This window comes from Streptomyces sp. NPDC048257, assembly GCF_043201855.1.
Taxonomy (GTDB): domain Bacteria; phylum Actinomycetota; class Actinomycetes; order Streptomycetales; family Streptomycetaceae; genus Streptomyces.
Genome location: NZ_JBICZI010000001.1, coordinates 375299 through 394210 on the forward strand (window position 1 = coordinate 375299; position 18912 = coordinate 394210).

Genomic DNA, 18912 nt, shown 5'->3' on the forward strand with positions numbered 1-18912 from the left:
ATGTCGTACGCACCCGACGGGCAGCAGTACCAGCCGTACCGGCCGCAGGGGCAGAGCCCGCAGCCGCCGCACGGCGACCAGTACGGCCAGCCGTACGGACAGCAGCCGTACCCGCGGCAGGACCAGTACGGACAGCAGGAGCAGTACGCACCGCAGGACCAGTACGAACAGACGGCACGGTATGGACCGCAGGACCTCTACCCGGAGGAGCCGCCGCGTCGCCGCAAGGGGCGCCGCTGGCTCATAGCCGGCGCCGCCGTCCTCGCGCTCGCCGGCATAGCCGCGCTCGTGCTGAACCACTACGAGATACCCCCGTTCACCGACAAGGGCTCCGCGGTGTCTTTCGGGGAGAAGCCCGCGGGTGGCGGTGCCAAGAAGAACGACGCTCCCCCGCCGGCGAACTCCAAGATGCTCATGCCGACCGGGCCGGCCGCCGACTTCAAGAACTCGATGACCCTCGCCGACGGCACGCACGTGGCCCTCACCACGCTGGACGGCAAGAAGTCCGGTTTCAAGGGCAAGGTCTGGGTCTGGGCCCCCAAGGAGTACAACGACCCGAAGTTCGCCAAGAGCGGCTTCCCGGTCATGATCGCCCTGCCGGGCGGCGCCGGTTTCCCCAGCAACTACTGGATGGGCACCGACCTCGGTCTCCAGACCAGCATCAGCAAGTGGTACGCGGAGGGCAAGAGCAAGCCCTTCATCCTGGCCATGCCGGTGCTCAACCCGGCGCCGGACGACAAGGGCATCTACTGGGACGGTTCCGACATCCCCGGCCAGCCCAAGATGGGCACCTGGCTGACCGAGGACGTCCCGGACCTGATGAAGGCGAACTTCCGCACCGTCAAGTCCCGTGACGGCTGGGCCTTCATGGGCTCCTCCACCGGCGGTTTCGCGGGCCTGAAGGCCGTGCTGAAGCACCCGGACAAGTTCAAGGCCGTGATCGCCTCCGGCCCGGACATCGTCCCGGACTCCTCCCTGTGGAAGGGCCACGACAAGGAGAAGGCCGAGAACAACCCGGAGCTGCTGGCGAAGCAGCTCATCGACCGCAAGGGCCCGGACGTCTACCTCGCCTTCCAGGTCGGTGACAGCGAGAACAACAAGAAGACCCTGCCGGACGTCCAGAAGTTCATCGCCACCTACGGCAACAAGGGTTCCGTCCATACCGAGTTGAAGGTCATCAAGGGCGGCCAGCACAACGCCAAGACCTACGTCCCCAACATGGGTGAGGGTCCGATCCAGTACATCAGCAAGGTCATGGAAGGACCCGTCGAGTAACCACCGACGCCCGTACCGCACCGAGCTCCGGCCCGCCGAACACCTTCGGCGGGCCGTCGCCGTTCCAGGCCGCCCAGCCCGGATCTCCGGTCACCGCGAACCGCACCCAGGCCGCGTGCATCTCGTCGGCCAGCGCCTGCGGAGCATCGGAGCCGGCCAGCCACGACGCCTCGGGCACCGCGAGCGTGTCGAACACGAAGCCCAGCTCCAGGGCGTGGCAGGCGCCCAGCCCCGGAATGCCGGAGGGCCAGCCGAACTCGTACAGGAAACTCGGCGCCGCCCGCCGCGCCCCGGCGAGCCTGCGCAGCGGGTCGCGCAGCAGCCGGTCGGTGAGCAGCTGCCCGGCCAGGTCGGCGGGGGTCGCCGCGGCCGGGGCGGCGCGCAACGCCCGTACGGCCGCGCGGTCCTTGCCGGTGTGGGCCCGGGCCAGCGCCACGGCGAGCGGGCCCAGCCGGTCCAGCAGCCGCATCCCGCCGGTGGGGGCGAGCCAGAGCCGGTACTCCTCGCTGGTCCAGCCGAGGAGCAGCGGCACCCCGCCGGAGACGGCGGAGTCGCACAGGGCGTCGAGGGGGTCGGCCGGGACCGTGTCCGGGTCGGTGACCAGCGCGAAGGCGGGTCCGCCGACGAGCGATCCCGATCGGCGCAGGACGGCCGCCTGGGCGGCGAGCAGGTCGGGCAGGGGGACGGCGGTGAAGGCCGCGGCGGTGGCGTCCACCTTGAGCAGCGAGGCCATCCGCCGGACCATCGCGCGGACCCTGACGCGCGGCAGGACCTCGGGGGCGCCGCTCTGCAGGACGGCCCGGTGGAAGAGTCCGGCCGCGCGCGGGGCGGCCAGGAGGGAGCCGATGCTGATGGCTCCGGCGGATTCACCGAAGACGGTGACGCGGTCGGGGTCTCCGCCGAAGGCCGCGATGTTGTCGCGAACCCAGGCGAGGGCGGCGATCTGGTCCAGCAGGCCGCGGTTGACGGGGGCGTCGGGGAAGAGTCCGTAGCCGAGGACACCGAGCCGGAAGTTGAAGGAGACGAGCACGATCCCGTCGCGGGCGAAGGCGGAGCCGTCGTACACGGGGACGGCCGAGGAACCGCGGGTGTGCGCGCCGCCGTGGATCCACACCATGACGGGCAGCCGGGCCCCGGGGACCGGGTCGGGGGTCCACACGTTCACGTTCAGGCAGTCGTCCCCGGCGATCACCGGGTCGGGCAGCAGGGTCGCGAAGGGGTCCGCGTAGGGCACCTTGGGCGCGGTGGGCCCGTAGGCCCCGGCGTCGCGTACGCCGTCCCAGGCGGCCGGGGGCGCGGGCGCCGCGAAGCGCAGGGCCCCGACGGGCGGGGCGGCGTACGGGACGCCCAGGAAGACGGCGGTCCCGCGGGCCCGGGCTCCGGTCCGGCCCTCGACGACTCCGGCCGCGGTCCTGGCCCGCGGCCCGCCACGGCCGTCGGCGGCGCCCTCTGCGCTCATCTCGTCCTCCTGTGATGACGGTGCCGGTGCCGGTGCGGTCGCACGGTCGCACAGCCGTCCCACGGGTGACAAGGCGTGACCGGGTCCGGGCCCGGGCCGGTTGGACGGGCATGCGATTCCTGCGTATCCACCATGCCGTGCCCGTCCTGCTGCTGGCGGGCGCCACGCTCCTCGCCGGTCCGGCGGCTGCCCGGGCCGCCGCCGGACCGGACTTCCAGTACGTCGGCCAGGACGACCGGGTGCACGGACTGACCGCGCCGAAGGGCTGCGTCGAGGCGGAGGGCGGCGGCGCCCGGGCGGTCACCAACGGGACCCGGAGCTCGGCGACGCTGTACGAGGGCCCCAGGTGCAGGGGCCGCGCACTCAGGGTCATGCGGCCCGGCGAGGTCGGTCAGGTGCGGCCGTACTTCGGGTCCGTCCGCTTTTCCGTCGCCGGGTAGGCGAACGGACCGTGACCCCTCGGCCTCCGCCGCGTTGTATGCCATGTCAAATGCCACAGAGTCTGTGGCGCCCCACATATCTCACGAGGAGATCTTGATGTCGCGTATCGCGAAGGCATTCGCCATCACCGCTGTCACCGGTAGCGCCGTGGTCGCCGGTGCGGGTCTGGCTGTCGCCGATGCCGGAGCGCACGGTGCGGCGGTCGGCTCCCCCGGTGTTCTGTCGGGCAACCTGCTCCAGGTTCCGGTCCACGTCCCGGTCAACGTCTGCGGCAACACCGTGAACGTGATCGCTCTGCTGAACCCGGCGTTCGGCAACACCTGCGTCAACGCCTCCGGCGGCGGCGCCGACCACCACACCGAGGGTGGCGACTACGGCCACTGATCGGCTGATCGGCTGATCGAGGGAAGGGCCCCCGCCGGACGGCGGGGGCCCTTCTCCGTGCGCGTCATTCGTAGCGGTACAGACCCCGGTGGTCGGACATCTCGCGCGGAGTGATGTTCCACGGCGGCATCGGCTCGTCGAGGGCGATGACCCGGCCGCGCTGGAGGTCGCCGAGGGCCAGGGGGGCGGCGGGCAGATAGCCGGAGCCCGGGTGCTTCTGCTGCCAGCGGTCCCAGATCAGGTCGACGAAGGCATGGTGCAGCCAGAACGCCGGGTCGTTGGGCGCGGTACCGCCCGTCATGTGGCCGCCGATCCACTGGTGGACCTTGTTGTGGTTGCGCCAGCGCTCGCTCTTGGGGGCCGCCCAGCCCTCCAGCTTGTTGCGGAAGCCGCCCGCGGTGGCCGTGGAGTCCCAGGGCGTGACGTCGTAGGTCGGGTCGTCGATCGCCCACTGGAGTTCGGCCGCGGTGGGCAGGGCGATCGGATTCTGCGGCCGGCCGAGGTTGCGCGTGAGGAAGGCGGACTCGGTGATGCCCACGGTCACCGTCCAGTTGCCCTTGTCGTAGGCGAACGGCCCGGTCATCACCTTGCGGTCGCCCGCCCGGCCGGTGCCGCCGAGGAAGTCGTCGGCCCAGAGGGAGGAGACCGGGCTGCTGTCGGTGGTCCAGTCCCAGTACGGGACGCTCACGCCCGGGTCGATCTGCTGCAACTGCCTCTCGAACTCCAGCAGGTAGCGCCGGTGCCACGGGAAGAAGGACGGGGACATGTGCCCGACGCGCAGCTTGCGGTCGCGGTCGGGCACGAAGTACTTGTCGTGGGTGCGCACGAGGGCGTCGTAGGCGCCCGCGCGCTTGAGCTCCAGCACCGCCGCGGTGAACCGCTTCTTCTGGGCGCTGGTGAGTTTCTTCTGGTTCTGCCGGATGTGCAACGCGGGGCTCCTCCCGTTCCCGTGGGTGTGTCAGCCGTGGTGCGGGGCCGCGAAGGCGAGCTGGGTGGTGCCCAGTTCGTCGACGGCGGCCCGGGCCAGTTCCAGTGGGGTCGCATAGGACTGGAAGTGGTTGATCCCGCTGAGGTAGCTGCCGTCGGCCCGGCGCATGACGTGCAGCGGGCGGCCGTCGATGCGGACCCCGGCGACGTCGACGGCGATGTGCCGGCCGCGGTACGTCTCCTCCTCGGCGAGCGGCGCCGGGGTGAGGGTCTGCCGGGGTCGCCGGGCGCGCAGTACGGGGGCCAGGGCCGCGGCCGTACCGGCGAGCACGGCCGCGGTGAAGGCCGTACGCAGGACCGCGCGGCGGGTCGGTGGTGCGGCGGGCGATGCTGCGGACATACGGTCTCCCTCGCTCGGTGGCCGGCGGCTACGGGTCTAACGCCGCGCGGCGGGCGAGGTCACCCGTTGGCGCCGTGGAGCTGCTTGTAGAAGAGGGTGGTGGGGTGCAGCCGGCCCGCCGGGTCGGCGGCGTAGTCGGGGATGGTGCCGGCCTCCGTCCAGCCGGCGGAGCGGTAGACCCGCTCGGCGCCGCTGCCGGTCTCGGTGTCCAGGAACAGCAGCACCACCCCGGCGCGGACGGCGGCGGACTCGGCCTCGGCGAGCAGGGCGCGGGCGGTGCCCCGGCCGCGGGCCGCCGGGTGGACCATGAGCTTGCGCAGCTCGGCGCGGTGGCGGCCGTTCGCCTTGGTCTCCCGGTACCAGCTGACGGTGCCGTCGATGCGGCCGTCACCGCCGGTGCGGGAGACCCACAGGGCGAGGGACCCGTCCTCGAGGGCCGGCAGCAGGGAGTCCCACCAGGCAGCGGCGCCCCGGTGGTCGAGCCCGGCGAGGAAGCCGAGGGACGAGCCGCCGTCGACCACGGCGAGCAGCAGGGAGGCGAGTTCGTCACGGTGGGCGCGGAGTCCGGTCGCGGAGAGCGCGGTGAGGGTGGCCGTCATGGGGCGAGGATAGGGACCGGCCGTGGACCCGCCCGAGGCGGGGCGGGTGCGGGCCACCGGAGACCCGGCGGGCCGGGGCCGGCCCCGCCCCCGCCCCGGCCTGACCGGCAGGACACCCCCTAAGGCGCCGGGAGTTCCGCGAAGTCGGCGACCAGGCCACGGTGGTGGCCCGCCGTGCCCAGGGTCAGGGAGTCGGCCTTGGCGCGCTTGAGGTAGAGGTGGGCCGGGTGTTCCCAGGTCATGCCGATGCCGCCGTGCAGCTGTACGCACTCCTCGGCGGCGCGGACGGCCACGCCCGAGCAGTAGGCCTGCGCCACGGCGACCGTCAGCGGGGCGTCGGGGGCCGCGGTGGCCAGGGCGTCGGCCGCGGCCCTGGCCGCCGCGCGCGCGGAGGCCACATCGAGCCAGAGCCGGGCGAGGCGGTGCTTGAGGGCCTGGAAGGAGCCGACGGGGCGGTTGAACTGGTGGCGGCCCCGGACGTGTCCGACGGTCTCGGTCAGGCACCACTCGGCGAGCCCGAGCTGCTCGGAGGCGAGCAGTCCGGCCCCGGAGAGCAGGGCTCCGGCGACGGCCGCCCGGGCCGTTCCGGGGTCGGCGAGGCGGGTGCCCGCGGCGGCCTCCAGCGTGACGCTGGCGAGCGGGCGGGTCAGGTCCAGCGGGACCTGCGGGGTCAGCCGGGCCGAGGCGGCCGGGACGGCGTAGAGCCCGGTGTCGGCCGGCACCAGCAGGACGTCGGCGGCCACCGCGTCCGCCACGGAGGTGACCGTCCCGGTCAGGATCCCGCCGCCCAGGTCCCGTACGGCGGCCGGGAGGGGTGCGCCCGGCGCGAGGGTCAGCGGCAGGGCCGGGATGCACACCGTGCCGCCCGAGGCCAGTTCCCGCAGCAGCGGGGCGGCTTCCGCGGTGTCGCAGCCGAGCAGGATCTCCGTGGCGAGTACGGCGCTCGTCAGGTACGGGACGGGCGCCACGGCCCGGCCCAGTTCCTCCAGGACCACGGCCGCCTCGCGGTGGCTCGCGCCCTGGCCCCCGAGCTTCTCCGGTACGAGGAGGCCGGCCGCGCCGATCTCGACGGCGAGGGTGTGCCAGAGCGCCGGGTCGTGGGGCCGGCCGGTCTCGACCCGGGCCAGGACGCTCGTCGCGTCGCAGCGGTCGGTGAGGAGCGCGCGTACGGCGGAGCGGAGCTCGTCCTCGGTCCCGGAGTAGAGCAGGTCGGTCGGCGCCGCCGGTGCCACCGGTGTCGTGGGTGCCTTCGGTGTCGTCATCGAGCCAGGTCCTTCCAGGCGAGGTCCTTGTCGTCACGCGGTTCCGGGGGCAGGCCGAGGACGCGTTCGGCGACGATGTTGAGGAGGATTTCGCTGGTGCCGCCCTCGATGCTGTTGCCCTTGGCCCGCAGGTAGCGGTAGCCGGCCTCGCGGCCGGTGAAGTCGACGCCCTCGGGCCGGCGCATGGTCCAGTCGTCGTACAGGAGGCCCTCCTCCGCGAGGAGTTCGACCTCCAGCCCGCTGATCTCCTGATTGAGCCGGGCGAAGGTGAGCTTCATGCCCGATCCCTCGGGGCCGGGCTGCCCGGCGACGAGCTGCTGGCGCAGCCGTTCCCCCGTGAGACGGGCGACCTCGGCCTCGACCCACAGTTCGAGCAGCCGCTGGTGGAGGGCGTGGGTGCGCAGCTCGGGGCGCTCGCGCCAGGCGGCGGCGACGGGGGCGATCATGCCGCCCTCGCGCGGGATGCGCATGCCGCCGATGGAGACGCGTTCGTTCATCAGGGTGGTGCGGGCGACCGCCCAGCCCTCGCCGACGGCGCCCAGGCGGTGGGCGTCGGGGATGCGGACGCCGGTGAGGAAGACCTCGTTGAACTCGGCCTCGCCCGTGATCTGGCGCAGCGGCCGGACCTCGACGCCGGGGGCGTGCATGTCGCACAGGAAGTAGGTGATGCCCCGGTGCTTGGGGAGCGCGGGGTCGGTGCGGGCTATCAGGATGGCCCAGCGGGCGGTGTGGGCGCTGGAGGTCCACACCTTCTGGCCGTCCACGATCCAGTCGCCGGAGCCCGTCTCGCGGACCGCGCGGGTGCCGAGCGCGGCCAGGTCGGATCCGGCACCGGGCTCGCTGAAGAGCTGGCACCAGACCTCGTCGCCGACCCACAGGGGACGCAGGAAGCGCTGCTTCTGCTCGTCGGTGCCGTACGCGAGGATCGTGGGCGCGGCCATGCCGAGGCCGATGCCGATCCGGCGCGGGTCGTTGTCGGGCGCGCCGGCGGCTTCCAGTTCGGCGTCGACGACGGTCTGGAGGGAGCGGGGGGCGCCGAGTCCGCCGAGGCCCTCGGGGTAGTGGACCCAAGCGAGTCCGGCGTCGAAACGGGCGCGCAGGAAGTCGGCGCGGTCGGTGTCGGCGGGCGGGTGCGCGGCGAGCAGGTCCCGGACACGTGTGCACAGGTGGTCGGCGGTGATCGCGGTCATCGGACCACGCCCGGCTGCCGGGGCATGGCCAGGACGACCCGGCCGGTGGTGGCGCCGTCGGCGAGGCGCTGTACGGCGTCGGCGACGCCCGGGAGTGCCACGAGTTCGCTGATCAGGGGCTTGATGGCGCCTTCGGTGGCGAGGCGGGTGAGTTCGGCGTGGCAGGCCAGGATGGCGGCCGGCTCCTTGGCCGCGTAGAGGCCCCAGTGGAGGCCGAGGATCGAGTAGTTCTTGACGAGGGCATGGTTGAGGGCGGGGGCCGGGATGGTGCCGCTCGCGAAGCCGACGACGACGATCCGGCCCTCGAAGGCCACGCACTTGGCGGAGGCGGTGTACGAGTCGCCGCCGACGGGGTCGTAGACCACGTCGGCCCCGCGCCCGCCGGTGAACTCCTTCACCCGGGAGACGACGTCCTCGGTCGTACGGTCGATCACCAGGTCGCAGCCGAGTTCCTCGGCGGTACGCACCTTGGCCTTGCCTCCGACGACTCCGATGACGGTGGCCCCGGCAGCCTTGCCGAGCTGGACCGCGGCGCTGCCCACCCCGCCGGCGGCGGCGTGCACGAGCAGGGTCTCGCCCGGCTGGAGGCGCGCGCGCCGGTGCAGACCGAACCAGCCGGTCTGGTAGCCGATGTGCAGGGCCGCGGCCTGGGCGTCGTCCAGGCTCTCGGGGGCCGGGAGCAGGGCCCGCTCGGACGCGATCACGTACTCGGCGAAGCCGCCGTGGGGCAGGCTCGGGGTGGCGATGACGCGGCGGCCGTCGTCGGTGAGGCCGCAGATCTCGACGCCGGGCGTGAAGGGCAGCGGCGGGCGGATCTGGTATTGGCCGCGGACGAGCAGCGCGTCGGGAAAGTTGAGGTTCGCGGCGAGCACCTGCAGCCGCACCTCGCCCTCGCCGGGGACCGGTTCGGGAATCTCTTCGAGGCGCAGTGCCTCTCGGGGTTCGCCGGGGGTATGTACTCGCCATGCCTGCATCCGGGGCCTCCAGCCGCCGTCGAGGAACCACGCTCCGCGGGCATACTAAGCAGTCGCTTGCCTCTCTGGGAACCATCGGTCGGGGTACATGGCCCGCCGGGCCGAATCCACGCGTGTCATTCAGGCCACTTCCGCCCCACCCGTCAGGCAATATGTGGCGTGCACGTGTCATGAGTGAACGGGGAACAGCACCTGTCCAGGGGGGACAACCACATGAGAAGAAGCATGTCCGCGGCCGGAGCCGCCGTCGTTCTGGCGGGCCTGATCACCGCCGCCGGCCCGGCGCTGGCGGCCGAGACGAAGTGCACGCCGAAGATCCAGGTGCTCGGCTCGATCGGGGACGAGTCGTACGCGCGCGATGTCCAGCGCAGCCAGGGGGTCTTCGACCTCGGGGCGGGCGACCTGGCCGTCGGCGTCTCGGGCTACAAGCCCGTCTACTGGACCGGCACCACGGTGCACCGGGTCCCGCTGGCCGACCCGGACCAGACGGGTCGGGTACTCGCCGTCAACGCGCACGGCCTGATGGTGGGTGTCCTGCACGGCTCCGGGGGCGCCTCCCTGTTCACCTACCAGGCGGGCGCGGCGGCGATCACCCCGCTGCCGGACGGCGACGGCTCCGAGTACGAGGCCGACATCAACGACGCCGGGTACGTGGTCTCCCGTTCCAGGAGCTGGACCGGCACCGTGTGGAAGGACGGCCGGAAGGTCCGCGAGCTGCCCGTCCCGGCCGACGCCGGACCGGGCACCCGGATCACGATGGTCACCGGAATCAACAACCAGGGCGACATCCTCGGCATGGCCACCCAGGACTACGAGGTCCCCGAAACCGGCGCGCACCTGCAGGGCACCTACCCCGTGCTGTGGCCAGGGGACGGCACTGCCGCCCGGCAGCCGGCCCCCACCGCGAACGAGAGCCACGTCCAGGACCTCGACGAGAGCCGCCGGATCGTCGGCTACGATTGGGCCGGACCGTGGCACGAGTACACCCCGTGGGTCTGGGAGCCCCCGCTCACCGGCCCCGGCACCTCGCCCGGCGCACTGAGCTCGCACCCGTACGGCACGTTCGAGGCGATCAGTGCGACGACGAACGTCAGCGTCGGCACGGCCAAGTTCCACCCGGACGAGATGACCCTGCCGGACCAGGCCCTGCTGCGGGCCGGTTCCGGACCGGTCAAGGCCCTGCCGCGGCTGGCCGCGGGCAGGGCGAGCATGGCGGATGCGGTCTCGGACGCCGACCGGGTCGGCGGGGCGGCCGTGAACGCGAAGGGCAAGCTCAAGCCGGTGATCTGGACCTGCGCGACCAAGCAGGCCTACAACCCGGGGAGTTAGTCACAGGGCTCGGACCGGCTCCGGGGGTGGTGATCTGAGCGCCCGCACGCTATCGATGGGCGCATGGAGAACCCCCGCGGGCTGCCCGCACCACCGGCGCTCGGCGCCGCCGCCCTGCCCTCCGGCACCTACGAGGGGCAGGTGGTCCTCGTGACCGGCGGCGGCACCGGGCTGGGCAAGGCCATCGCCACCGAGTTCGCCCGGCTCGGCGCCGATCTGGTGATCGCGAGCCGGCGCGCCGAGCAGCTCAAGGCGGCGTGCGAGGAGCTGGCTGCCGTCCCCGGCGCGGGCCGGGTGACGGCCGCAGTCTGCGACATCAGGGATCCCGACCGGGTCGCCGAGGTCTTCGACGCCGCGCAGGCGGCCTCCGGCCTGCCGGACGTGCTGGTCAACAACGCGGCCGCGAACTTCCCCTCCCCCGCGGAGGACCTCTCCCCCCATGCGTGGCGGGCGGTGGTCGACATCACCCTGACGGGCACCTGGTTCATGACCCGCGAGTTCGGCCGCCGCCACCTCGCCGCGGGCACCCCCGGCTCGATCGTGAACATCGGCGCCTCCTACGCCTGGACGGGCGGGCCGGGCTTCGCCCACAGCGCCGCGGCCAAGGCCGGGGTGAAGAACCTGGTGGAGACGCTCGCCGTCGAGTGGGGCCCGTACGGCATCCAGATCAACGGGCTCGTCCCCGGGCTGTTCCCGCACGCCGACATGACGCAGGACATCCGGAGCGGCATGGAGCGCGCCGCGCCCGAAGCGAAGGACGCCCGGCAGCCCGCCCTGCGGGTCGGCGTGCCGCGTGAACTGGGCTGGGCCGCCACCTTCCTGGCTTCGCCCTACGCCCGGTTCGTCACCGGCCACACCCTGGTGGTGGACGGGGCGAACTGGCAGCGCCGCTCGGTGGTCAACCCCGAGGTGGTCCCGCTCCGCACCCAACTGGGCCGCGGACCCTTCGCCCCCTAGCTAGGGGGTGTCGGTCCCGTTGTCAGTGGCCGGTGCGAGGATCGCCGTATGTCTCTCGCCGATCTGACCCTCGACCGCTGGCGTTCGCTCGACCTGGCCGCCGCCGGGCGCTTCGCCCACGAAGCCGCCGCGCAGGTGGGTGGCCGGGTGGTGCTGCTCGACGCCGTCGAGCACCTGGGCGGGCCGCTGCACCGCGTCCGCATCGAGCGCGAGGGGCGGGAGTTCGCCCTCGTACCCGGCGGGACGGTGCGGCTGGGGTTCGACCTGGACGCCTGGGAGCCGGCGCCCGCCCAGAGCGCCGACTACGCGGAGAGCGCCGAGGAGGGGTACGGGTACGGGCATCCCGACCTGAAGTCCTACCTCGCCGACGTGCTCAGCCCGTTGCGCACCGCGACGCTGGCCACCGTGCTCATGGCCGTGGAGGACGAACACCTGTCCGAATCCCCGGCGGACATGCCGGCCGTGCTCGCTGCGCGCGGGCTGCGGATACCCGGGGCCGACGAGTGGGAGCACGCGTGCGGGGCCGGGGCGGGAACCCTGTTCCGCTGGGGGAACGAGTGCCCCCTGGACGAGCCGGCGTACGGGGGCAGCGGCGGCGTACGGCACGAACCGAACGCCTTCGGGCTGCACATCGCCTACGACAGCTACCGCACGGAGGTGAGCGCCGACCCGACCGCCGTGCACGGCGGCGACGGCGGCGAGGCCGTCTGCGGCGGGTACGGCGACCTGCTCGGTTGGCTGCCGCTGGCCACGGCCAACCGCAACCCGTACACGGCCGAGTTCACGTACGGGCCGGACGGCGCGGGCCTGTACGAGGAGTTCTCGACGCGGCCCGTGCTCAGCCTCCGCTGAAGCGCGGGGGCCGGCGGGCGGCCTTGGCCGTGTAGCCCTCCCGGCAGTCGTCCGAGGTGAGGGTGAGGGCCGCGGTCATCGCCACCCGGTCGAGGGCCGCGGGGAGGGCGGCATCGGCGTAGGCGTCGATCGCGCGCTTGATGCCCTGGACCGCGAGGGGAGCGTTCTCGGCGATCTCCCGTGCCACGGCGCGGGCGGTGGACTCCAGGTCCTCGCCGGGGACGACCAGTTGGACCAGGTTGAGGCGCTGCGCCGTCTCGGCGTCGATGCGGCGGCCCGTCAGGGCCAGGTACTTGGCCCAGCCCGCACCCGCCTCGCGGGCGATCCGGAGGTCGCCGCCCGCGTCCACCGCCACGCCCAGCCGGGCTTCCGGCAGCGCGAAGACGGCGTCCTCGGCCGCCACCCGGACATCGGCCATCAGCGCCAGCTCGAAGCCGAAGCCGAGGCAGTAGCCCTGTACGGCGGCCACCACCGGCTGCGGGAGGCGGGCGAGGACCGCGAACCGCTCGTGCACCCAGCGGATGCCCTCGTAGTAGTTGCGGGTGCGCTCGGCGGCCGTTCCGCCCGTGATGGCGCCGCCCGGGGCGCTCACGTCGATGCCCGCGCAGAACGCCCGGCCCTCGGCCCGGAGCAGCACCGCCCGCACGGACGCGTCGAAGCGGATCCGGTCCGCGAGCAGGCCGAGCTGGCGGGTGGACTCCCAGCTCCAGCCGTTGAGCTTGTCCGGGCGGCACAGGGTGAGGACCGCGAGTCCGTCCGCGGCCTCCAGCCGGATCCGCTCCTCACCCTCCGCGATCTCCGTGGAGATGGTGTCGATCACCGTGTCCCGCACCCCCGGCCCGCTGGCTGACCACCCGACGAACTGACGAATCGTCAGACTAGGGCCGGCCGGTCAGCGGGGGAAGACCTCGAACGGCACGGCCGGACGCCCGCCGAACCGGGACGCGGCCTGCTGGGCGTTCCCGGTGAGGAAGGTGCGGACGTACTTCTCCGGGTCTTCGTCCGTGAGCACCTCGATGTACGCCTTGTGCTCCAGCAGGGACTTCACCGACCGCTCCAGCCCGGGTCCGGCGTCGACCGCGTGCGTCGGGGTGGCGGACCCGGCCACCGCGACCCAGCGCACGCCGTTCCACGGCTCCAGGCCCTGCTCGATGAGCTCGGGGAAGATCCAGCGGTTTCCGGCGTCACCGGCCGCGTCCAGTACGGCCCGGCCGACGGCCTTGTGGTCGGGGGTGTTCCAGTAGCCGCCGCCCTGCGCACCGCCCCAGGTGTCCCGGTGGTTGAGGGTGACGATCAGCTCGGGGCAGTGCCGGCGGATGGCCGCGGCGATGTCCCGGCGCAGTCCGAGGCCGTACTCGACGATGCCGTCACGGTAGTCGAGGAACTCCACGGCCGACACGCCGACGACCGCGGCGCTCGCCCGCTGCTCCGCCTCGCGCAGCGGACCGCATTCGGCGGGGGCGATGCTGTCGATGCCCGCCTCGCCGCGCGTGGCGAGGAGATAGACGACCTCGCGGCCGCCGTCCGTCCAGTCCGCGATGGCCGCGGCGCACCCGTACTCGAGGTCGTCGGGGTGCGCGACCACCGCGAGGGCGCGGGTCCAGTCGGCGGGCATGGGCTGCAAGGTGGGCTGCTGATCGGGTTGTTCGGTCATGCCTCGCACCATAGGCGAAGGGACCGACAGGGACGGGTGGTGGCGCTGCTCGACGCCACGGGGATCTTCTTCGAACCGGCCCGCACCCTCTTTCCGGGGGCGGACGGGGCCGCGTGGGCGCGGGCCGCGGCGCTGGATCCGGGCGCGTTCGGGCCGGACGGCGCGTGGGCACTGGCCTTCCGGTGCTTCGCGATCGCCCGGCCCGGCGGGCGCTGGGTGCTGGTGGACGCCGGGGTCGGACCGGCGCAGTCCCCGGCCGCCGCGTGGGCTCCGGTGCCGGGCCGGCTGCCGGAGGCTCTCGCGGCGGCCGGTATCGCCCCCGCCGATGTGGAGGCGGTGGTGCTGACCCACCTTCACGAGGACCACGCGGGCTGGTCGTCGGGGGCCGACGGGGAGCCGTTCTTCCCGGCGGCCCGGTACGTCGTGCAGCGCGCGGAGGTGGCCGCGCCGGACCGGGCGGACCCGGTGTGGGACTGGACGGTGGCGCCGCTGCGGGCGAGCGGGGTGTGATCAACTCCTGCGGGAACGGTTAACCGGTGCCCCCATCACACCCCTGACCTGCGCGGAAGCGGTCATGCCTCGTCGCGTACGAGGGCCAGCAGCCGGTCCAGGACGCGGGTGCCGCCCGCGCGGACGCCGTCGTGCTCGAACTCGTCCGTCACCCAGGTCCGCAGGCCCCGGATGGAGCGGGCGGTGTCCAGCGAGTGCGCGGTGTCCACGTACATGTCGTCGTGGTAGACGGCGGCGGCCACCGGCACCTCGTTGGCGGCCAGGCGCGCCGGGTCGTAGAGCGGCTGCCAGCCGGTGCGCGCGGCCAGGAGTTCCGCGGTCTCGCGCAGCGGAGCGAGCGACGGGTCGGCGGTGAAGTGCCAGGGGTGGATGGTCTCGCCGGTGAAGAGCATCGGCTCGTCGCCCGCGAGGGCCTTGTCCGCGTCGAAGCGGGGGTGACCCGCGCGCACCCGCTCGGCGGCCCAGGCGGTGGGCGTGGCGGGGTCCTGGGCGTAGATCGCCTCGTGGACGAGCGCGTAGAGGGGGTGTCCGGCGAAGGAGAGCAGGGCGCGGACGTTCTCCAGGAAGGCGTCGGAGAGGGCGGGCCCGGCGGGGGTCGGGACGAAGGCGTCCTCGAGCAGGTAGTGGAGCTGGTGGCTACCGTCGCCGCCGCCGAGGAGGATGCCGAGGGACTGGAAGCCCTCGACGGTCAGGCGGTGGCCGCCGGGGAGCTCGGCCGGGTGGTCCGCGAGGTGGGCGGCGATCCTGCGGGCGCGCTCGACGTCCATCGGGTACCGGGCGTAGTGGGCACGGTTCTTGCGCTCGATGCGGGGGTACGCGGCCTCGTACACCTCGTCGGCGGTGGCGGTCAGGGAGGGGAGGCCGCCGGTGATGAGGGCGGCGGCGAGGCCCTCGGGCGCGGTGGAGAGGTAGTGGGTCGCGCAGAAGCCGCCGAAGCTCTGGCCGAGCACGGTCCAGGGGGCGCCGCCGGTCAGACCCGGGCGGATGGTCTCGGCGTCGCGCACGATGGAGTCGGAACGGAAGTGCGCGAGGTACTCGGCCTGTTGGGCGGGCGTGCCGCGCAGGGGCAGGGTCTGCCGGTTCACGGGGGTGGAGCGGCCCGTTCCGCGCTGGTCGAGCAGCAGCACCCGGTACTCCGTGAGGGCCCGGTCCAGCCAGGCCTGGCGGCCGATGAACCGGCGGGCGCCGAAGCCCGGACCGCCCTCCAGGTAGAGCAGCCACGGCAGCGTCCCGGGGTCCTTGCCGGCGGCCACGACCTCGCGGGCGTACAGCTCGATCCGCTCCCCGTCCGGGCGCGCGTGGTCCAGGGGGACGGAGAACCGGTGGTCGGTGAGGACCGTGCCGGGCTGACGGTAGCTGTGTGCGATGGTCACGGACGGCCCCCAGGGGTACGAGGTGATGAAGGACCGCGCCCCGGCCGGGTGACGGCGGGGCGCGGGGTGGTGGCCCGATTCTAGGCGGGGCCGCGCCGGGCGAAGTGGGCCGGACGGAGCGTCAGAACTCGACGACCGAGCGGAGGACCTCGCCCCGTTCCATCCGGGCGAAGGCGTCCTCGACGCCGTCGAGCGGGATGGTCTCGGAGACGAAGGCGTCCAGGTCGAGGCGGCCCTGCAGGTAGAGGTCGATGAGCAGCGGGAAGTCGCGCTCGGGCAGGCAGTCCCCGTACCAGGAGGACTTCAGGGCGCCGCCGCGGCCGAAGACGTCGAGGAGCGGGAGTTCGAGCTTCATCTCCGGGGTCGGCACGCCCACCAGGACCACCGTCCCGGCGAGGTCGCGCGCGTAGAAGGCCTGCCGGTAGGTCTCGGGGCGGCCCACGGCCTCGATGACCACGTCCGCGCCGTTGCCGCCGGTCAGGCCCTGAATGGCCTTGACCACGTCCTCCGTGCGCCCGTTGACGGTGTGAGTGGCGCCCAGGCCGCGGGCCCACTCCAGCTTCCGGTCGTCCAGGTCCACCGCGATGATCCGCGAGGCGCCGGCCAGCCGGGCTCCGGCCACGGCCGCATTGCCCACTCCCCCGCAGCCGATGACGGCGACGGAGTCGCCCCGGCCGACGTTGCCGGTGTTCAGGGCGGCGCCGAGGCCGGCCATCACGCCGCAGCCGAGGAGTCCGGCGGCGGCCGGGGCGGCCGCCGGGTCCACCTTGGTGCACTGACCGGCCGCCACCAGGGTCTTCTCCGCGAAGGCGCCGATGCCCAGGGCCGGGGAGAGCGGGGTGCCGTCCTCCAGGGTCATGGGCTGGGTGGCGTTGTGCGTGGCGAAGCAGTACCACGGGCGGCCGCGCCGGCAGGCACGACAGGTGCCGCACACCGCGCGCCAGTTCAGGACCACGAAGTCCCCGGGGGCCACGGAGGTGACGTCCGGGCCGACCGATTCGACGACTCCGGCGGCCTCGTGGCCGAGCAGGAAGGGGAACTCGTCGTTGATGCCGCCCTCGCGGTAGTGCAGGTCGGTGTGGCAGACCCCGCAGGCCTGCACCCGCACGAGCGCCTCGCCGGGGCCCGGGTCGGGCACGAGGATCGTCGTCGTCTCCACCGGTGCGCCCTTGCTCCGGGCGATGACTCCTCGTACGCGATGTGTCACTTCGTACCCCGCTCTGATCGAATCGGTCTGGATCAACGAACGTACACGGACGGCACGCGGTACGGGAGTTGTGTCACGTTCCGGCGCGTGACCCGGCCAGATCCGGTGGTACGGCGGCCCGGAGTGCCGCGCCGAAGGCCGCCACGGCCGGGTGGGTGCCGGCCCCGCTGCGGAAGGCGAGGTTGGTACGGCGCTGCATGAGCAGGCGGGTGAGGCGTACGGCCGGATCGGCCGGGCCCGTGACCCCGAGCTGCGGTACGACGGCCACGCCCTGGCCCGCCGCGACGAGGGCGAGCACGGTGGCGAACTCGTCGACCCGGTGGCGGACCCGCGGGGTGAATCCGGCGGCCTGGCAGGCCCGTACGGTCATGGCGTGGCAGAGGGTGCCGGGGGTGGCGGTGATCCAGGGCGCCCGGGCGTGCGCGCGCAGGGCCGCGCCCTGGTCGGGCTCCCCGGGCTCCCCGGGCGGCCCCGGGTCGTCGCCGGCGGGGGCGGCCAGGTACATCGCCTCGCCGTAGAGCGGTTCGGTGGCCAGTCCCGGCTCGGGCTCGGCGGGTACAAAGTCGTACGCGTGCACCAGGGCCACGTCCAGGTCTCCGGCCCGCAGGGCGTGCGCCACCGCCGCAGGGTCGGTCTCCGAGACCATCGGCTCCAGCCCCGGGTGGCGCCGGGCGAGATCGATCAGCGCGGCCGGGACGATGGCCCGGGTGGCGGTGGGGAAGGCGCCGATCCGCAGGGCTCCGGCAAGGCCGCCACGTGCCTCGGCGAGGTCGGCGTCGGCCTGCTCCAGCCGCTCGAGAACGGCCTCGGCGTGCCGGACCAGGTTCTGGCCGGCGGGGGTGAGGCGGACCCGGCGGCCGGTGCGTTCCAGCAGGGGCAGGCCGGCCTCCCGCTCGAGGACGCCGAGCTGTTGGGAGACGGCCGAAGGGCTGAAGGTGAGGGCCTCGGCGACGGCGGCGATGGTGCCGCGGCGGGCGAGTTCGCGCAGCAGGCGCAGGCGTCGTACGTCGAGCATCGGCTCAGCTTACGGTTCGGGTAAGAAACGCGAACTGGATTGGATCCTTTGCGCGGGCGAGGCTCTTCGGCATGGCACAGGACATCGCACCAGCAGCAGAAGCAACCGCAGCGGCCGAAGCCCTCGCGTTGCACGGGATCCACGTACCGCTCGTCACGCCCTTCACCCGCACCGGGGACATCGCCGCCGAGGCACTGGAGGCGCTCGCCCACCGGGTGCTCGATGCGGGGGCGACCGGGATCGTCGCGCTCGGCACCACCGCGGAGACGGCCTGCCTCGACGAGGCGGAGCGCGACCTCGTCACCGGGGTGTGCGCCCGGGTCTGCGGGGAGCGGGGCGCGCCGCTGACCGTGGGCGCGGGGGCGAGCGGCACCCGGGCCGCCGAGGTCTCGCTGGCCCGGCTGGCCCGGTGGCCGCAGGTGCGGGCGGCGCTGGTGACGGTGCCGCCGTTCGTGCGGCCCTCTGCAGCGGGGGTGCTGGCGCACTTCGCGCGACTGGCCGGGGTGAGCCCCGTACCGCTGATCGTCTATCACGTCCCGTACCGCACCGGGCAGCCGCTGGACGCGGCCGCGCTGCGGGCGCTCGGCTCGCTGCCGGGGGTCGCGGGGGTGAAGTACGCGGCCGGCGGCATCGGCGAGGACGCGGTGGCGCTGCTGGGTGACCTGCCGGCCGGTTTCGAGGTACTGGCCGGTGACGACGCGTACCTGTCTCCGCTGCTGGCACTGGGTGCGGCGGGCGGGATCCTGGCCTCGGCGCACCTGGCGACGGACCGGTTCGCGGAGCTCGCCGGGGCCTGGCGGGCGGGCGACGTGGCGCGGGCGCGGCCGCTGGGGCACGCCCTGGCCCGGATGTCGGCGGCGGCCTTCGCCGAGCCCAATCCGGCGGTGCTCAAGGGCGTCCTGCACGCACAGGGGCGGATCCCGACCCCGGACGTCCGGCTGCCCTTGCTGCCGGCCTCCGAGGGCGCCGTGGCGGCGGTGACGGCCGCCCTGGAGGGCCTGGCGTGACGCGGGGACATCGACCGGCCGGCGATCCGCCCTGAAAGGGTCCTGAATGAGCGATTTGCTACCTACGGGTAAGTCGCCCGGATGAGGCACCTGGAGG

Annotated in this window: 20 protein-coding genes; 8 read left to right on the forward strand and 12 right to left on the reverse strand. The window is 73.7% G+C overall.

Features of this window, described 5'->3' with window-relative positions; genetic code table 11:
• The gene (locus ACGFZK_RS01840) at positions 1-1275 is read left to right on the forward strand and encodes an alpha/beta hydrolase-fold protein (RefSeq protein ID WP_393846839.1); all 1275 of its coding nucleotides are present in this window, start codon (positions 1-3) and stop codon (positions 1273-1275) included.
• Here ACGFZK_RS01840 and ACGFZK_RS01845 read toward each other — a convergent pair.
• Positions 1253-2734, reverse strand: a complete 1482-nt coding sequence (locus tag ACGFZK_RS01845; RefSeq protein ID WP_393846840.1) for a carboxylesterase/lipase family protein — start codon at positions 2732-2734, stop codon at positions 1253-1255. The two genes, ACGFZK_RS01840 and ACGFZK_RS01845, sit on opposite strands and share 23 nt — an antisense overlap.
• A gap of 110 nt (positions 2735-2844) precedes the next feature.
• On the opposite strand from ACGFZK_RS01845, the gene ACGFZK_RS01850 reads away from it, so the two are divergent.
• The gene (locus ACGFZK_RS01850) at positions 2845-3174 is read left to right on the forward strand and encodes a hypothetical protein (protein WP_393846841.1); all 330 of its coding nucleotides are present in this window, start codon (positions 2845-2847) and stop codon (positions 3172-3174) included.
• A 97-nt stretch (positions 3175-3271) separates the two neighbouring features.
• On the forward strand, positions 3272-3559 hold the full coding sequence (locus ACGFZK_RS01855; RefSeq protein ID WP_030761160.1) for a chaplin: 288 nt from the start codon (positions 3272-3274) through the stop codon (positions 3557-3559).
• A 64-nt stretch (positions 3560-3623) separates the two neighbouring features.
• Here the strand turns inward: ACGFZK_RS01855 and ACGFZK_RS01860 are convergent, their stop codons facing one another.
• The 6 genes from ACGFZK_RS01860 to ACGFZK_RS01885 form a co-directional block, all read right to left on the reverse strand.
• Entirely contained in the window at positions 3624-4487 is an 864-nt protein-coding gene (locus ACGFZK_RS01860) for a tyrosinase family protein (protein ID WP_393846842.1), read from the reverse strand.
• A gap of 30 nt (positions 4488-4517) precedes the next feature.
• Complete coding sequence (locus ACGFZK_RS01865) at positions 4518-4886, reverse strand: tyrosinase family oxidase copper chaperone (RefSeq protein ID WP_393846843.1); 369 nt, start codon at positions 4884-4886, stop codon at positions 4518-4520.
• Positions 4887-4945: 59 nt separating this feature from the next.
• A complete protein-coding gene (locus ACGFZK_RS01870) occupies positions 4946-5485 on the reverse strand; it encodes a GNAT family N-acetyltransferase (RefSeq protein WP_393846844.1) in 540 nt (179 codons plus the stop codon).
• A 119-nt stretch (positions 5486-5604) separates the two neighbouring features.
• A complete protein-coding gene (locus ACGFZK_RS01875) occupies positions 5605-6747 on the reverse strand; it encodes an acyl-CoA dehydrogenase family protein (protein WP_393846845.1) in 1143 nt (380 codons plus the stop codon).
• On the reverse strand, positions 6744-7937 hold the full coding sequence (locus tag ACGFZK_RS01880; protein ID WP_393846846.1) for an acyl-CoA dehydrogenase family protein: 1194 nt from the start codon (positions 7935-7937) through the stop codon (positions 6744-6746). Before ACGFZK_RS01880 ends, ACGFZK_RS01875 begins: the two co-directional genes overlap by 4 nt.
• Positions 7934-8911, reverse strand: coding sequence for an NADPH:quinone oxidoreductase family protein (locus ACGFZK_RS01885; protein ID WP_393846847.1), 978 nt, complete (start codon positions 8909-8911; stop codon positions 7934-7936). Before ACGFZK_RS01885 ends, ACGFZK_RS01880 begins: the two co-directional genes overlap by 4 nt.
• A gap of 213 nt (positions 8912-9124) precedes the next feature.
• Between ACGFZK_RS01885 and ACGFZK_RS01890 the strand changes: the two genes are divergently transcribed.
• The 3 genes from ACGFZK_RS01890 to ACGFZK_RS01900 all read left to right on the forward strand — a co-directional run bounded on the left by ACGFZK_RS01890 (position 9125) and on the right by ACGFZK_RS01900 (position 12049).
• Positions 9125-10240: a hypothetical protein gene (locus ACGFZK_RS01890; protein ID WP_393846848.1), complete on the forward strand. Its 1116-nt coding sequence runs from the start codon at positions 9125-9127 to the stop codon at positions 10238-10240.
• A gap of 63 nt (positions 10241-10303) precedes the next feature.
• Complete coding sequence (locus tag ACGFZK_RS01895; protein WP_393846849.1) at positions 10304-11197, forward strand: SDR family oxidoreductase; 894 nt, start codon at positions 10304-10306, stop codon at positions 11195-11197.
• Between the two features lie 48 nt (positions 11198-11245).
• Complete coding sequence (locus ACGFZK_RS01900) at positions 11246-12049, forward strand: hypothetical protein (RefSeq protein WP_393846850.1); 804 nt, start codon at positions 11246-11248, stop codon at positions 12047-12049.
• Here the strand turns inward: ACGFZK_RS01900 and ACGFZK_RS01905 are convergent.
• Positions 12036-12869, reverse strand: coding sequence for an enoyl-CoA hydratase/isomerase family protein (locus ACGFZK_RS01905; protein WP_393846851.1), 834 nt, complete (start codon positions 12867-12869; stop codon positions 12036-12038). The genes ACGFZK_RS01900 and ACGFZK_RS01905 overlap by 14 nt on opposite strands.
• Positions 12870-12941: 72 nt before the next feature.
• Positions 12942-13703 carry a PIG-L deacetylase family protein gene (locus ACGFZK_RS01910; protein ID WP_393846852.1) on the reverse strand — a complete coding sequence of 254 codons (762 nt, stop codon included), beginning with the start codon at positions 13701-13703 and terminating at the stop codon, positions 12942-12944.
• A gap of 39 nt (positions 13704-13742) precedes the next feature.
• Between ACGFZK_RS01910 and ACGFZK_RS01915 the strand changes: the two genes are divergently transcribed.
• Positions 13743-14213 carry an MBL fold metallo-hydrolase gene (locus ACGFZK_RS01915; RefSeq protein ID WP_393846853.1) on the forward strand — a complete coding sequence of 157 codons (471 nt, stop codon included), beginning with the start codon at positions 13743-13745 and terminating at the stop codon, positions 14211-14213.
• Between the two features lie 62 nt (positions 14214-14275).
• On the opposite strand, the gene ACGFZK_RS01920 is transcribed toward ACGFZK_RS01915, so the two are convergent.
• The 3 genes from ACGFZK_RS01920 to ACGFZK_RS01930 all read right to left on the reverse strand — a co-directional run bounded on the left by ACGFZK_RS01920 (position 14276) and on the right by ACGFZK_RS01930 (position 17808).
• On the reverse strand, positions 14276-15580 hold the full coding sequence (locus ACGFZK_RS01920) for an alpha/beta fold hydrolase (protein ID WP_393847259.1): 1305 nt from the start codon (positions 15578-15580) through the stop codon (positions 14276-14278).
• 127 nt (positions 15581-15707) lie between these two features.
• Entirely contained in the window at positions 15708-16793 is a 1086-nt protein-coding gene (locus ACGFZK_RS01925) for an S-(hydroxymethyl)mycothiol dehydrogenase (RefSeq protein ID WP_393846854.1), read from the reverse strand.
• Between the two features lie 73 nt (positions 16794-16866).
• A complete protein-coding gene (locus ACGFZK_RS01930; protein WP_393846855.1) occupies positions 16867-17808 on the reverse strand; it encodes a LysR substrate-binding domain-containing protein in 942 nt (313 codons plus the stop codon).
• Between the two features lie 71 nt (positions 17809-17879).
• Here ACGFZK_RS01930 and ACGFZK_RS01935 point away from each other — a divergent pair, with 71 nt between their 5' ends.
• Positions 17880-18815: a dihydrodipicolinate synthase family protein gene (locus ACGFZK_RS01935; protein ID WP_393846856.1), complete on the forward strand. Its 936-nt coding sequence runs from the start codon at positions 17880-17882 to the stop codon at positions 18813-18815.
• The last annotated feature ends 97 nt before the right edge of the window (positions 18816-18912 follow it).

Bases quoted from the DNA above. Each gene is read 5' to 3' on its own strand.
- ACGFZK_RS01840 (WP_393846839.1), top strand. From the start codon at position 1: ATGTCGTACGCACCCGACGGGCAGCAGTACCAGCCGTACCGGCCGCAG.
- ACGFZK_RS01845 (WP_393846840.1), bottom strand. From the start codon at position 2,734: ATGAGCGCAGAGGGCGCCGCCGACGGCCGTGGCGGGCCGCGGGCCAGG.
- ACGFZK_RS01850 (WP_393846841.1), top strand. From the start codon at position 2,845: ATGCGATTCCTGCGTATCCACCATGCCGTGCCCGTCCTGCTGCTGGCG.
- ACGFZK_RS01855 (WP_030761160.1), top strand. From the start codon at position 3,272: ATGTCGCGTATCGCGAAGGCATTCGCCATCACCGCTGTCACCGGTAGC.
- ACGFZK_RS01865 (WP_393846843.1), bottom strand. From the start codon at position 4,886: ATGTCCGCAGCATCGCCCGCCGCACCACCGACCCGCCGCGCGGTCCTG.
- ACGFZK_RS01870 (WP_393846844.1), bottom strand. From the start codon at position 5,485: ATGACGGCCACCCTCACCGCGCTCTCCGCGACCGGACTCCGCGCCCAC.
- ACGFZK_RS01875 (WP_393846845.1), bottom strand. From the start codon at position 6,747: ATGACGACACCGAAGGCACCCACGACACCGGTGGCACCGGCGGCGCCG.
- ACGFZK_RS01880 (WP_393846846.1), bottom strand. From the start codon at position 7,937: ATGACCGCGATCACCGCCGACCACCTGTGCACACGTGTCCGGGACCTG.
- ACGFZK_RS01885 (WP_393846847.1), bottom strand. From the start codon at position 8,911: ATGCAGGCATGGCGAGTACATACCCCCGGCGAACCCCGAGAGGCACTG.
- ACGFZK_RS01890 (WP_393846848.1), top strand. From the start codon at position 9,125: ATGAGAAGAAGCATGTCCGCGGCCGGAGCCGCCGTCGTTCTGGCGGGC.
- ACGFZK_RS01895 (WP_393846849.1), top strand. From the start codon at position 10,304: ATGGAGAACCCCCGCGGGCTGCCCGCACCACCGGCGCTCGGCGCCGCC.
- ACGFZK_RS01900 (WP_393846850.1), top strand. From the start codon at position 11,246: ATGTCTCTCGCCGATCTGACCCTCGACCGCTGGCGTTCGCTCGACCTG.
- ACGFZK_RS01910 (WP_393846852.1), bottom strand. From the start codon at position 13,703: ATGACCGAACAACCCGATCAGCAGCCCACCTTGCAGCCCATGCCCGCC.
- ACGFZK_RS01930 (WP_393846855.1), bottom strand. From the start codon at position 17,808: ATGCTCGACGTACGACGCCTGCGCCTGCTGCGCGAACTCGCCCGCCGC.
- ACGFZK_RS01935 (WP_393846856.1), top strand. From the start codon at position 17,880: ATGGCACAGGACATCGCACCAGCAGCAGAAGCAACCGCAGCGGCCGAA.